At 63.3% G+C, this 14,067-nt stretch carries 10 protein-coding genes and 1 pseudogene; 8 read left to right on the top strand and 3 right to left on the bottom strand.

Annotated features, from left to right (window positions below):
- Both DP939_RS44590 and DP939_RS45830 read right to left on the bottom strand, forming a co-directional pair.
- Positions 1-336: hypothetical protein (locus DP939_RS44590; RefSeq protein WP_450097549.1), on the bottom strand; the 336-nt coding region annotated here is incomplete at its 3' end.
- 635 nt (positions 337-971) lie between these two features.
- Positions 972-1,286: a hypothetical protein gene (locus tag DP939_RS45830; RefSeq protein WP_147268418.1), complete on the bottom strand. Its 315-nt coding sequence runs from the start codon at positions 1,284-1,286 to the stop codon at positions 972-974.
- Positions 1,287-1,960: 674 nt separating this feature from the next.
- Between DP939_RS45830 and DP939_RS44580 the strand changes: the two genes are divergently transcribed.
- The 7 genes from DP939_RS44580 (at position 1,961) to DP939_RS44555 (ending at position 13,246) form a co-directional block, all read left to right on the top strand.
- Positions 1,961-2,689 (top strand): ABC transporter ATP-binding protein, encoded by a 729-nt coding sequence (locus tag DP939_RS44580; RefSeq protein WP_225878939.1) that lies wholly within the window; start codon positions 1,961-1,963, stop codon positions 2,687-2,689.
- The gene (locus tag DP939_RS44575; RefSeq protein WP_113986891.1) at positions 2,686-5,217 is read left to right on the top strand and encodes an FtsX-like permease family protein; all 2,532 of its coding nucleotides are present in this window, start codon (positions 2,686-2,688) and stop codon (positions 5,215-5,217) included. The genes DP939_RS44580 and DP939_RS44575 overlap by 4 nt, the downstream gene beginning before the upstream one ends.
- Before the next feature lie 45 nt (positions 5,218-5,262).
- Positions 5,263-6,561 (top strand): sensor histidine kinase, encoded by a 1,299-nt coding sequence (locus DP939_RS44570; RefSeq protein WP_199565841.1) that lies wholly within the window; start codon positions 5,263-5,265, stop codon positions 6,559-6,561.
- Positions 6,549-7,184, top strand: coding sequence for a LuxR C-terminal-related transcriptional regulator (locus DP939_RS44565; RefSeq protein ID WP_113986890.1), 636 nt, complete (start codon positions 6,549-6,551; stop codon positions 7,182-7,184). The genes DP939_RS44570 and DP939_RS44565 overlap by 13 nt, the downstream gene beginning before the upstream one ends.
- 569 nt (positions 7,185-7,753) lie before the next feature.
- The gene (lanKC, locus tag DP939_RS44560; RefSeq protein ID WP_158579016.1) at positions 7,754-10,318 is read left to right on the top strand and encodes a class III lanthionine synthetase LanKC; all 2,565 of its coding nucleotides are present in this window, start codon (positions 7,754-7,756) and stop codon (positions 10,316-10,318) included.
- A gap of 82 nt (positions 10,319-10,400) precedes the next feature.
- Positions 10,401-10,535 carry a hypothetical protein gene (locus tag DP939_RS49015; protein ID WP_263972397.1) on the top strand — a complete coding sequence of 45 codons (135 nt, stop codon included), beginning with the start codon at positions 10,401-10,403 and terminating at the stop codon, positions 10,533-10,535.
- Positions 10,536-11,071: 536 nt separating this feature from the next.
- On the top strand, positions 11,072-13,246 hold the full coding sequence (locus DP939_RS44555) for a prolyl oligopeptidase family serine peptidase (RefSeq protein ID WP_113986888.1): 2,175 nt from the start codon (positions 11,072-11,074) through the stop codon (positions 13,244-13,246).
- Here DP939_RS44555 and DP939_RS49685 read toward each other — a convergent pair.
- Positions 13,180-13,350: pseudogene (locus DP939_RS49685) on the bottom strand (IS701 family transposase); the annotation flags it as partial. The gene DP939_RS44555 and the pseudogene DP939_RS49685 overlap by 67 nt on opposite strands.
- Before the next feature lie 114 nt (positions 13,351-13,464).
- Here DP939_RS49685 and DP939_RS44545 point away from each other — a divergent pair.
- Positions 13,465-14,067, top strand: a 603-nt coding sequence (locus DP939_RS44545; RefSeq protein WP_199565840.1) for a helix-turn-helix domain-containing protein, incomplete at its 3' end; no start/stop codon positions are given.

The following is a 14,067-nucleotide window of genomic DNA, read 5'->3' as shown; positions in this document are numbered from 1 at the left end:
CTTCACGGCGGCCTGCACAACGCGATCACGAACTGCGGGAATCGATAACGGGCGCAACTCCTCCCGCACCCCCGGCTTCGGGATCAGCACCCGCCGCGCGGGCAGCGGACGATAGCGTCCCTCCCGTAGTTCGCAGGCCAACTGGCCGAGCAGCCGGTCCACGCCGTACTCCTCGGCCTTGGCCAGGGTGACCTGGTCGATACCCGGTGCGCCGTTGTTGCCACGCACCGTCAGCCACGCGCGCGCCAGGACGTCTCTGCGGTAGATCTTGTCCATCAGCGCGTGGAATCGACGCCCGGGCTCGGCCTTGGCCGCCCGGTAGAGCGTGTGCTGCAAGGCTCGGACCGGATCTCGCGGAGAACGTCCACCAGATCCACCAGCGGCGGGGATAGCCGAAACGGCACTCACCGGGCCCCTCCTCAACATCGCACGCATCGACGAAGCAGTGGCCCTTCCCATCGCCGCCGGTTGTGTTGTCCGGTCGGCTGGGACACAGTGCCAACGACGGGTTGCCGCCTGTCACATTCGAACGTCTGATGATCGAGAAGAGGCAAGCATCAACGGCCCTGCTGAGGGCTGCTGTGGCATAGGACCGTCTCCACGGTTTGAGGGGATTGACACGACGACTATGTGACGGCGCCTTGCGGCCCACGCCCGCCGCCCCCATGCTCAGACCGCTCCATCTGAAGCCCCCGCGGAAGGACTGCGCGCGGCTCGACTGGTTCGCACACGCCAGAGCGATCGTATTCGCGTGATCGATCACACGCGCGGAACGCCTGACCGGACTTGGATCGATGCAGCCGGACAATCTGAGCCGGGGCTGGAACACAATCTGCGATGCTGCGGACCTGGAAGACATGAGGCTCACGACCTCCGCCACACCTGCGTGAGGCTCCGACTCATCCTCGGTATGCCGCCCCACAACGTCCAGGCGATCGTGGGCCCCCGGACATCGAGGTCACCATGGCGATCTAGCTCGGGGTCGCCATGCAGGATCCACACCCGCCCCCGGCATCATCCGCCAGGAACATGCCGCTGTAGACCAGCCCGCCGTTCTCCCCGCCGGCCCCCGCCGCCCAGCCGTGCGGATAACGGATCACAGCCTCGCTTTCAGAGGCGGCGGCCACCTGCTCACGAAACAGCGCCTCGGCCACAGCAAGGACTCCTCCGCGCTCAGTAACGCGGCCACGGCGAACCGGTGACTGCGGTACGGCATGCGGCCGTGGATGATTCACCCGTTCCATGGTCTTGGGATCGACGCCGGCCGCCTCGGCCAGGTCGCTCACCTGCCCATAAGGACATCCAGGGACTCGGCAATGGCACGCCGGACGTCTTGAACATGTCCATCGTGCAGTGACCCGTCCTGTCAGCATGATGCACTCTTCAGTCGGCTCCCCATACGCTAGGCGCAGATCATCGAGGACGTGCCATGGCCATACCACTCGAAAGGAAATGATCTCCCCAAAATCTCCCACAATAGGAAGAGAGCCCATCCTGATGATCACAAATAAGGCTTCTCACCTACGAGCCGACGCGGGGAATTGAACCCCTGACCTGCTGTTTACAATCCAGGCCCGCCACCATGGTGATGGACTCGCCGCCCTGCTCAACGGTGTGATGGCGTCCGACAGAGCACGGCTCCATGCGGCTGCGTTGCTGTACTTCCGCGCTGTACAGAACCAGTCTGAGCTGGGAGCACACAGCCACCCAGGTTCTAGCCGAGTGCCGGATGCCGTTGGTCAGAGGGCGGACGGCGGTCGATCTGAGCACCCCGAATGCTACGCCGACCTTGCCTGGCAACATCGTGCGCGAGAGAGGGGTAACGCCAGCGTTACCACGAAAACGGTGGACAGCTTCCTTGTCGCGAAGGTGGCCCACGGCGTGGGATTGACTTATGACGAGTTCGCCGCCAGTTCCACCTCAACCGCACTGCTCTTCTTCATCGGCGGACCCGGGCAGCATGCCTGTGGTCTTCGCCTCAGAACTGTCGAAGGCATTCGGCCGGCACAGCGCTGCCGTCACCGCCCTCGACCGGGTGACGGTGGGGTTCGAGGCTGAGCGCTTCACGTCGATCATGGGGCCGTCCGGGTCGGGCAAGTCGACGTTGTTGCATTGCCTCGCCGGCTTGGAGCGGCCGACATCCGGCTCGGTGGTCATCGGCGGGAGCGACCTCTCACGCCTATCCGAAGCGCAGTTGACTACGCTCCGCCGTGACCATCTCGGGTTCGTGTTCCAAGCGTTCAATCTGGTTCCGACGTTGACAGCCGAAGAGAACATCACGTTGAGTGAGCGCATCGGTGGGCGCCGAGTGGATCGGCAGTGGGTGGCGCATCTGGTGCAGGTGCTCGATCTGGGTGACCGATTGCGGCATCGCCCGAGTGAGCTGTCCGGCGGTCAGCAGCAACGGGTGGCGATCGCCCGGGCGCTAGCGCACCGTCCCACCGTCGTTTTCGCCGACGAGCCGACGGGCAACCTGGATTCGCACACTGGCGGTGAAGTGCTGCGTTTTCTGCGGCTGGCCGTCGAACAGCTCGGGCAGACCATCGTGATGGTGACGCACGACCCTGCCGCCGCAGCGCATACTCACCGGGTCGTCTTCCTGCGGGACGGTCGTGTGGAGGCGGAGACGAGAAACCCGTCGACCGAGGACATTCTGGCGCGGCTGGCGCCGAGGAGGACGGCGACGTGATCACGATTGCCTGGCGCAGCCTGGCGACTCGCAAGCTCGCGATCCTGGCAGCGCTGATCTCAGTCGTCGTGGGCTCGGCGCTGGTCACGGCGACCCTGCTGGTCGCGGGAGCCCAGGAGCGGCAAGGCACGGCAAGCGTGACGAGCTGGCGGTTTGGCGCCGTCGATGCGGTGGTCAAACCACCGGCGAGCGTGACGCTCACCAGCGGGCTCAAACTTGACCTGCCGTCCATGCCCCGGCTCAGCCCTGCCCAGATCGAGGCCATTCGCGACGCTCCGGGAGTGACCTCCATCGCTCTGGAGCCGCCTTTTCCTGCTTATCTCGTGAATTCGGACAGCACGATGATCGGCGACGCCTTCACCCGCTCCTGGGGGCATCCTTGGTCGACCGCGATCGCTGATGGCGCCACGGTTGCCGAGGGCAGAGAGCCCATGACCGCCCGCGATGTCGTGGTGGACGAGTCTGTTGCCACGGCCAGCGGTGTCAGCGTGGGTGACGAGGTGCGGATCCAGCTCGCCACCGGCACCGAGAAGTTCACGGTCAGCGGCATCGCCCGGCGCGCGGGCGAGCAGTTCGAGCACGCTCTGTTCTTTAACGGCGAGACCGCCTCACGGTTCGGCGGCGCACCCATCATGGCACTGGTGTCGACAACAGACACCGCAGCACTCCGAGCCGCCGTCCCCAGGCTTGAGGTGATCACTGGCAAGGCGCGAGCGGGCAGCCTTCAACTTGACCTGCGCCAGGCCGAGCTCGCCGGTGGCTCCAACCAGTTTCTGATGGTCATCGCGTTCCTGGCTCTGACGATCGCGATGTTCGTCATCTCCAGCACGCTCACCGTTTCGATTGGACAGCGGCGCCGCGAGCTGGCGATGCTGCGCATCGTGGGGACCAGGTCACGGCTGCTCCGAGGCCTGATCACCTGGGAGGCGATCTTCATTGGAGCCTTCGGCGGGGTTCTCGGTTCCGGAGCCGGAATCGCTCTGGCTGAAGTGGCGCGACGGTTCTTCGTTTCACAAGGATTGATGGCCCGCGGTGCCACGGTCTCTGCTGAGCCGTTCGCCTTGCTGATGGGAATCGGCGCAGCTGTGGGGGCGGCGCTCGTCGCGGCTTGGCTTCCCGCTTGTCGCGCCGCGCGTATCGCACCGCTGGAAGCGCTGCGAGAGTCCGATGTCCCCGCCGGTCAGGCCGGAGCCGGGCGATCGGTCTTCGGCTGGGTCTTGTTGACGGCGGCCGCAGTCTGCATGGCGGGAGCGCTCGCCATAGGCGGTCCAGTGGCGACGGCGGGTGGCGCGACCGCGCTACTGCTAGTGGTAACCGCGTTCTTGCTCTTTATCGGGGCGGCGGTCCTGTTGGGGCCGCACCTGCTGCGCGGCGTGCTGACACCGCTCGGCTCGTTTCTACGTCGCTGGTTCGAGGGGTTCGCCGCCGAGCGATCGATCCGTTCCGACCTGCGTCGAGCGGCCGGGGTGTCAGTTCCACTGACATTGCTGGTCGCAGTCAGTGCAGTGCTGATGTTCCAGGACAGCGCGAACTATCAGGCACGAGCCCAGGTCTATGCCGGGCAAGTGACCGCTGATGCCGTCGTATCCGGCGGGGTCCAGCTCGGTGTACCACTCAGCGCGATCAACGCGATCGAACAGGTGCCAGACGTCGCAGCGGCGTCGGCGAGCGTCTCCTCACGTCTGGTGATCGACACCCCGCCAACGATGCGGTCCAACGGGACCGTCACTGGTGTGGACCCGGCCGGGTTCAGCAAGGTATTGACCTATGACGTCATCTCGGGGAGCTGGGCGGATTTCGGCGAGCACAGCATCGGCGTGTCGCAAATCGTGGCCGAAGAGAAGCAGTGGCGGATCGGCGACACCGTCACCTTCCTTTACCCGGACGGAACACCGGGCAGCGCGGTGCTGAGCACCACCTACCGTGACCTTATGGGGGTCAATGACATGATTCTTCCGGTCTCAAAGCTCGCCCCGCACCTGCTGGAGCCCTACGCCTCGGCCGTCTACGTCGCGATCAAGCCCGGAGCCGACCAGGACACGACCCTGGCGGCGATCAACGACGAACTGGCCTCTGTCGCCCCCGGAGCACAGGCCACAGATCGCAACAAACATCTGGCACAGGTGGCCACGCAGGCGGGCGGAGACAACTGGATCATCCAGTTGGTGGTGGTGATCCTCGGCGGTTACGCAGGAGTGTCGGCTGTCAATGTCCTGGTCAGCTTCACCATGTCGCGCCGCCGGGAGTTCGCCTTGCTCCGGCTGGCCGGCGCGCGACGTTCTCAGGTCGCCAAGTCGCTCCTGGTCGAATCCCTGCTGCTCGCCACCACTGCGGTTGTCGTCGGCAGCACGATCGCCGCGGTGACCATGGTCGGATATGGGTACCTGCTCACCGATACGATCTGGCTGCCCTTCGTCGGCCCCAGCTTCGTCGCGATCATCGCCTGCGCATACCTGGCTGCCGCTGTTGGAACTCTCGCACCGGCCCGAACCGCCATGAAGGTAGGCGCACTAGAGGCGGCGCGCTGAGATCATGACCGGGAAGACACAGAGAGCCGAGCCAAGAAGGACAACGTGACCAGTCCCCCCACGCCAATCGGTGTCTCCGCTCGGCTGCCAGTCGACGCGCCAGGAAATGCGCTGCGTCGGCACCCGGTCCGGCTGCTGGGGACCTCGTGGCCGTGGAGATCGCTGGTCTACCTCGCTTCCACGCCGGTGGTGGCGGGCATATGGCTGTTCACTTCTTGGCCTGCGCTGGCTCTGGCGGGGCTTCCCCTCGGCCACATCGAACGACGGCGCCTTCGGTGGGTCGATCGTCGTCCGATACCCGACCCGCACGTCCCCGGCACCTCGGACGGGTTCGGCGGCTGGGTGCGTCTGCGCCTCAGCGAACGGGCGACCTGGACCGAGCTGCTGTACGGGGTTCTGCTAGTCCCGCTGTCGCTGTTCAGTTTCGCTGTGCTCTCCGTCGCCCTGCTCGTTCCGGCAGCCATGATTGTCACCGGCACCGCTCTGTTCGTGATCCTCGCCCTGGGCGTCGATCCCGACGCCGTTACCGCTGTGTCGGATCTGCCGACCGCGACTGTCAACGAGAACCCGATCGCGCAGCTCGGGTCCGTGATACTCGGTGTCATCCTGCTCGTTGCCGGCCTCTATCTCGTAACCATCGCAGCCGAGGGCCAGCGGTACCTGTCCCGGCTCCTCATCAGTGAGCCGTCGACCCAGTTGACCGAACGACTCGTAGATGTGACCCGCTCGCGTGCCCGCATCAGGTCTGCCTTCGACGAGGAACGACGACGAATCGAACGCGACCTGCACGATGGCGCTCAGCAGCGTCTTACGTCGCTAATCATGACATTGGGGATCATGAGGTATCAGCTGCATCGGGGCAACGAGATCGAGCCTCTCCTCGAACAGGCGAGTGCCGATGCCCAGCGTGCTGTCGATGAGCTGCGGGAGATCGTGCACGGCATCTATCCTTCGGCGCTGCGTGAGCACGGCCTCACCGAAGCGCTCAACGAACTGGCCTCCCGCAGCGAGCACGGCGGACTCACCACCCATATCCAGCTCACCATCCCAGCGGATCTGGATTCGGATATCGAGGTCGGGCTGTACTTCGCCATCAGCGAGCTCGTCACTAACGTCACCAAGCACAGCGAAGCCACCACCATGACCCTCAACGTTGCACCTACACTCCAGAAAACCCTGCTTGTCATCGTGGAGGACAACGGAAATGGCGGGGCGTCACCAGAGCGCGGCACCGGGCTAATCGGTGTCGTCGACCGCATCGAGACCCTAGGCGGCAGCGTCCATCTTTACAGCCCCGCCGGAGGGCCTACCCGTGTGAGCCTGGAGGTGCCGTGCGCATCGTGATCGCCGAGGATTCCGTTCTTCTCCGCGAAGGTCTCGCCACGCTGCTGAACGCCGCTGGACACCAGGTTGTCGCATGTGTAGGAGACGCGGAACAATTCCTTGACGCCGCCCGCGTCCACGAGCCGGATCTGTCCATCGTCGATGTCCGTATGCCCCCGACCCATAGCAACGAAGGCATCAAGGCCGCACACACGTTACGCAGCGAAAACCGGGACGCACGCATCCTCGTACTCTCTCAGATCGTCTCTGGCCGGGAGGCAGCCGACCTGATTTGCTCCGGCAACGGCGGGATTGGCTACCTCCTCAAAGACCGCGTCGGTAACGTCGAGGAGTTCCTCGCCGCACTTGAAACCGTCGCCGAGGGCCGCGAAGTGATCGATCCGCACGTTGTGCATCAATTGTTACGACGGCGCAGCCGCATCGAGCAACTCACGCCGCGCGAAACAGAAGTGCTGGCACTCATGGCCGAGGGCAAAACGAATACGGCGATCGCCGCAGAACTCGTCATCAGCGACGCCGCAGTCGCCAAGCACATCAATCGCGTGTTCGCGAAGCTAGGCTTGAGCGACAACGACCTCGTGCACAAGCGGGTCCAGGCCGTCCTGACCTACCTGCGGCAATGACAGCGACGTTGTTCGCTTGAGTAAGGTACCTCTCCTCCCATAGTAGGCACACTGCTCCTCAGGATGGCCCTGCATCTTTCGGCAGGACTCCAATAAAGGTTACGGGAGTACCGAAAGGGAAAGCTGAGGCAGGGCGCAGTCGACAATTCAAGCAGGACTTCAAAGGCGGAGCCGCCCGCATCATACCGGACAGCGCGCCCGGTCGCGCATGCGGCCGAGGAGCCCGGCACTCACGACACCACGCTCGGAAATCGAAAGAACACGTATCAGCATTGCCTTAAGCCGATCCGTCATCCGATTGAGTCGTTCAATACTCCCCGGCCGGCTCGCCCTTAAATTTCACGGCAGGTGAACACCCAGTGACACGGCCACCCAGCGCGTCCCGGCTTTGCCGCTACCATCTGGAAAAACAGCACCGACCGAGCACCCCCCTCCGATCACTTACCGTCTATGGCGAGCTACTCGATTTGGAATTACTCATCTAGAGCCTAGTAAGCATGACGGGCCTTATGCTACGTTTCCGGCGAAGGACCGAAGAGATCTTGGAGTCGGACCTAGGGGGCAGCGCATTGCCGGTCGACACCCGCTACTTCGATTACTGCCAGCCTGACAGTTGCTTCTACGTAAGCCCGCTTCGCATCCGCGAACAGCCATTTGAGATATCAGTCTCACCTGAGAGGCGCTGGGAAAGATTCGACATCGACCCGTGGGTCTTGTGGCGACCAAGAGGGCACACATTACCTCGGCAGGGATGGAAGGTTCACGCCAGCTCGAACCTCGCGGAAGCGGCGGGCCTTCTTCAGCACATCGCGGCGTACTGCTACGCGAACGATCTGCCGTTCAAGCACCTGTACAGCCTCGAAAGGCTGCTCTCCATCAACTCCAAGTACGCAAACCGCGCGTCGAGTGGGAAGTTCGTAACGATCTACCCGGCCGACGAACACCAGCTACTTGAGACACTTCGTAAACTTGACGCGATCGTCGGCGGCACGCCCGGACCCCGCATCCTCAGCGACGTTCGCTGGAAGAACGGCCCCCTTTACGTCCGCTATGGCGCGTTCACCCACGACGGTGCCATCGATTCCTCCCCTATCCCTCCGCTGATTGATCCGCACGGGCAGCTGCACGAGGACAAGCGCTCGCCAGGCTTCCATCCACCATCTTGGGTGGAGATCCCGTCATTCCTGGCAGAGAATATCAGCATACCTTCCGACATGTCCGCGCTGAGATATCGACCCAAGACCGCGCTGCACTTCTCGAACGGTGGCGGCGTGTACCTCGCGGAAGATCCTGTCTCTGGGACCGACGTCGTCCTCAAAGAGGGGCGGCCATACGCGGGGCTTGACATCCATGGTGTGGAAGCGACCACTCGGCTGAGCCGCGAATGGGAGGTACTCGAACGTCTGCAAGGGCTCTACTGCGTACCTCGGGCGTTTGAGAGCTTCACGATGAGCGAGCACCACTTCTTGGCGATCGAGTATATCGATGGCCTCGACCTGAAGCGCGCCGCGATGCATCGAACTCCAGCGTTGAAACCGCTGTTCAATCAGACGGCCGGCGAAAAGAGCGCTTTTCGCCAGTGGGCCCTTAACATAGCCGAGCGCCTCGACAGCGGCCTCGCGCAGATCCACAGTAGGGGTGTGGTCATCGGTGACGTGCATCCGAAGAACATCATGTTGCGCGGTGACCAGCCAGTTTTCATTGATTTCGAGTTCAGCGCCGTCGACGATCCGGAATGGCGTTCACCACAGGGTGCGCCCGGCTATCATCCTCCGTCCTACCTCTCCGGAGAAGCGGCTGATCGCTGGGCAATGGCCGTCCTCAAACTGGACCTATTCGTCAATCAGGCAATACTTACAGACCATGATGTGCGCAAGTTCGAGCAGCTCCTCTCGCTGGCGGCAGCAAAATTCGATCTGCCGGACACATTCGTCTCAAGTCTCAGGCGTGACGTGGAGCCGCTTCGCAGGATCGAGTCGAGCCTCCTGCGAGAGAACGTCGCAAGAGAGCGGTGGCGACTCACTCAGAACAACGTCGTGCGCGCGGTGATGTCGAACGAGGATGTTTCGACTCGGAGGCTCAGTGACTCCATCGCGGCGGGAATCGTCGCGGCCGCAACACCGGCAACTGAACGGCTTTACCCCGGCGACATCGATCAGTTCCAACCTGGTGGCAACGTCACCCTGGCTCACGGCGCGGCCGGGGTGCTCTACACACTGGCGCACTTCTCGCCGGAGACCGTACCGCCGGATCACGTGGAGTGGCTGATCGACCGCGTCGACACCGTTGACTCTGGCGGACTGTACGTCGGGACGCACGGGGTCGCAGTGGCGCTACTCGCCCTCGGTCGCCCCGACCACGCCTTACGTGCCATAAAAGCAGCCAAGCGCATTCGATCAAACAACGATCTTTCCATCTGGAGCGGTACTGCCGGCACAGTCATCGCCACCCTCGCGGTTGCCGATCACCTTGCTGACACAAGACTCGAGGCGTCTGCGATCAGCGACGCCAAACGTTCGTGGAGTGCCATTGACTCAGCCACCTCGGCGGAGCTGAAACCAGGCTACCTTCATGGGTTGGCCGGAATCGCGCTCGCCTGGATCGAAGTCTACCGCCGGACCGGAGATCGACAGTTCCTAACAATGGCACGCGCGGCGATAACACGGGACCTCGAACGATGCATCGAGACTCACACGGGCACCCTCGAAGCCGACGACAAATGGCGTACTTTACCATACTTAGCGCACGGTGCCCTCGGCATAGGAATGGCGATCCGCGAATTCGCCGCATTCACACCGGACGACGAGCTGGAGGAGATCGAGGAGAAGATCCTCCTCAGCGCTTACTACGACCAGTTCGGTATGCCGATACTCACCTACGGGCTTGCAGGCATTCTCGTCTATCTTCAGCACCGCTCACTCTTCGCCCCAGCAGCTCGGGTTGAAGAAGCCGCGCAGCATCACCTGAAGATGCTCAATTACCACGCCGTGAGCTACCAAGGCGAGGTCGCATATCGAGGGAACCAGTCGCTCCGTCTCTCCATGGACCTCGCGACGGGCAGCGCCGGAGTCCTCCTCGCCCTCACAGGCATGGAGCGCGGCATGGTGCTGCTGCCCGCAATGAAACGGTCCTGATGGGGTGCCAATCAGCCTCCCCCAAAAACGTCCGCGCGGGCGACCCGGAACCCAACGGGAAACGAGATTGGAGGTGAATATCGTGAACAACATCCTGGAGCTTCAGGAGCTTCCCTCCGTCGAGGGTAGCGAGCTCGAGGCGCCGCTGATCAGCACGCTCAGCGTGATTTCGCCGTGCCCCGGCTGGCCGAGCACGTGGACTTTCGCGAACTGCTAGCAAGCAGGGATTGTTAACCAGCAGGGAGGACGTCGGGGTGCCCTCACTCCCTGGGGGCACCCCGACATTTCACAAAGTAGGCACGGCAATCATAAAAGATCTTTCTCCGGCCCCCGCCCGAGCATGCTCATCGGCATCGAGGAACCGGTCTCACTCGATGCCGATGCCGGGAAGCGGGCCCCAGGCATGGCAGGCAACTATTGATCGCCACCGTGACATGCGCTCCCGATATGCGCTTCCATCGATTACACGTATACTGCCCATGTCGACCTGCCTACGAGCGCGAGCACAAGGCTAAGCCGACGGGCGTGACCGCCCGCGGCGAGCCCCATTCATGCGTTCCCTACTTCCGTTGCGTCTGCGCGGGTCTGACGGCAGAGACCTCCTAGCGAGCGCGGGCTCGCCACTCGACCGGTGTTCACCCCGAGCACGACGCGCTCGTCCGAAAGCATGTGTTCGACGGATTCGAGACGTGAGGCTTTTGACAAGGAAAGCCAAGGCCGAATTTCAATCGTAGTATTGGGAAGTGATGCGAAATGTCTATCACAGATGAACCGTCAGGAGACTTCTACCACGGTGTCTGGATTGCAGATCCATTCCGATGGCTTGAAGATCTACGCAATCCTGGGGTCATAGCGTGGAGCCGGCAGCAAAACGCTGACTTCATGACGTTCGCGTCAAGCAACCTCGACGTGAACGGTTTTCGTCAGACGCTCACAGAGCTGGCCCGCCCCGCGGTCCCCTCCCAGCCCATCTGGCGAGGACGTCGGTACTTTCTGACGAAGGAAGCCTCAGACGACCGGCCTGCGGAGCTGTGGGTCGGAGGCCGTGATCGCGGCGAGCAGCCCGTACTGAACACGCCAGGCTTCTCACACCTGCGCGGCAAGAAGCTGACCATGTACCAGCTTTCTCTCGACGGGTCCATCGCGGCGCTCCAATTGGCTGACGACGACACAGAGGTATCCGCGTTGTACATCCTCGACTTGCTACGAGATCGAATCCTTGACGGGCCGGTCGGCGGCACTCGGTACTCGCCGGTGATCTGGCTCTCCAAGCTGAAAAGATTCCTCTATGTCCGAACGCCCGCCGGTATCGAGCAGGACAGCGGTAACGCCGTCTCCGGCCGGCGGGTGTATTTACGAGAACCCAGAACCCCACTCGAACTCGACGTCGAAGTACTCGGCGCGGGCTTATCCCACCCCTCCCGCTATTCCCTGACCGTGAGTCGAGACGAGTGCTGGATAGTGGCAACCCACTCGCCCGGGCCGGCAGCAGCCACCACTGTCTGCATCGCACGGGTCCCTGACCAAGTCCAAGACTTTCATTGGATTTCTGTGCAGACGCCGAGGAATGCGATCACGACGGTATTCATAGGCCCTGACGGTCTGGGTTACGCGCTCACTGACGGACTCCACGACAGCTGCGGGCTCTACAGGTTCGACCTCACAAAACACGTCGGTACCGACAGATGGGAAACCATAATCATCGGGACGCAGCATGCGGAACTGCGCGAGACCACGTTCGTGCATGACCGACGTCGAGGCCAAGATCGAATCTTGGCGACCTGGCTGGCGAATGGAGCTCACCGCGTTACTGTCCACGCACTCGACGGCGCTCAGTTCGACACCATTCCACTGCCAGGGTTCGGCACGGTGAGCGGCATCGGGGTTGACCCGCTCGACAGCTCAACAGCCTGGTTCACCTACACCGACCCGTCACGCCCGCCACAGGTCTTCGAGTACGACGTTTCGTCGGGCGCCCTGACCCCACACGGCACCACTCATCGTGAGCGGACATCCCTCAGTTCGAAGCGCGCGGATGCGCCTTCGCGCTACGGGAATGACATACCCATGCTACTCACCATGGGTAGACCTACCACAGGGACAGTCGCATCGCCGTCAGAAAGACGGGCGCTGATGAGCATCTACGGTGGCTTCGGCGTGACGAGCACACCGCACTACTCCCCGACGGCGATCGCCTGGATCGAGCAGGGCGGGCTGTATGTAAACGTCGATCCCCGTGGTAGTGGCGGTTACGGCCGTGCGTGGCGTGAAGCGGGACTACGCGTCGGCAAGGCTGCCGCCGTTCACGACATCATCGATGTTGCCGAGTGGCTGACGCAGAACGAAATGGTGGAGCCAGGGAGGATATCCCTTTATGGGACCTCCAACGGAGGCCTGCTGGCATGCGCCGCTTCTATCCAGCGCCCCGATCTTTTCAGTTCTGTCACCGCCGTCGCACCGCTGACGGACATGCTTCGTTACGATCGCAGCGCAGCAGGAATGTCGTGGCGAAACGAGTATGGGTCCTCCGCATCGCCTGCCGACTTCACTGCGCTCAGACAATACTCGCCGTACCACAATGTCGTGGCGGACGTGACCTATCCGCCGACACTCCTGATCGCCTTTCAGCAGGACACTCGAGTTCCTGCCTTCCATGCCTACAAACTAGGCGGGAAGCTCCAGTCGTACGGCGCCCGACCCGAGGACATCCACGTCCTCACTCTCCGCGGCGGTCACGGCGCTCGCCCCTTCGACGACTCACTATCCCTGCTGTCCCAAGTCATGGCCTTCGCCTCGTGGGCGGATGCCCGCAAGACCGAGGCAGTTCCCGGAGATCGATCGTCTACGAGCGAGCCCTCGAAATGGTCCAGTCCCAGGCCGGTCTTCAACGACTTGCGGCGGCCGTCCAGTAGGAGGCCGCGCAGGTAGGTCAGGCCCTTGGCCCGCTGATCGCGGGGGGCCAAGGGGGTGAAGATCTCAGCGGCGAACGCTTCCAGCCGCTGCCGGGTATGCGCGAGCTGTTCGGGGGTCACACCCGCAGCGAACCATCACACGGTGACACCGGCCAGTCACAACAGGCTGACCTAACAAAGCACTACTAGTGTCATGCGCCTGAAATTCGTCGCATAAATATGTATGCTCGTTGTGTGTCGACTTCAGGTCCATCCGCAGTGGAGATCCGGCTGACCGATGCCGAACGTGCCCGGCTGATGGCCGTGGCCGCCGACCCGTCGAGGCTGGCGATCAGAGCACGGATCGTGCCGGCGTGCGCGCAGCCGGGCGCCAGTAACGCGCAGGTGTCGCGCGACCTCGGGGTGTCGGTGCATACCGTGCGCAAGTGGCGTTCGATATTCGCGCGGGGCGGGGTGCAGTCCTTGGTCGATGAGCCCCGGCCGGGGCGGCCCAAGGCAGGGCTGACGCTGAGCGACGCCGAGCGGGAGACCTTGCGGCGGTGGGCGCGGCGGGCCAAGTCGTCGCAGATCCTGGCGACCCGCTCGAAGATCGTGCTGGCCTGTGCGGACGGCAAGGACAACAAGCAGGTCGCCGCCGAGTTGCGGGTGGATCCGGCCACGGTGTCCAAGTGGCGGTCGCGGTTCCTGCGGCTGCGGCTGGACGGCCTGATCGACGAGGCCCGGCCCGGCCGTCCGCCGTCGATCACCGTGGACCAGGTCGAGCAGGTGGTGGTGGCGACACTGGAGCAGACGCCGAAGAACGCCACGCACTGGTCGCGCACCTCGATGGCCGCCCGC

This window comes from Spongiactinospora rosea, from assembly GCF_003315795.1.
Classification (GTDB): Bacteria; Actinomycetota; Actinomycetes; order Streptosporangiales; family Streptosporangiaceae; genus Spongiactinospora; species Spongiactinospora rosea.
The sequence above is the reverse complement of the archived record's forward strand: the minus strand, read 5'-3'. Positions and strand labels throughout refer to the sequence as shown.

Bases quoted from the DNA above. Each gene is read 5' to 3' on its own strand.
- DP939_RS44580 (WP_225878939.1), top strand. From the start codon at position 1,961: ATGCCTGTGGTCTTCGCCTCAGAACTGTCGAAGGCATTCGGCCGGCAC.
- DP939_RS44555 (WP_113986888.1), top strand. From the start codon at position 11,072: ATGTCTATCACAGATGAACCGTCAGGAGACTTCTACCACGGTGTCTGG.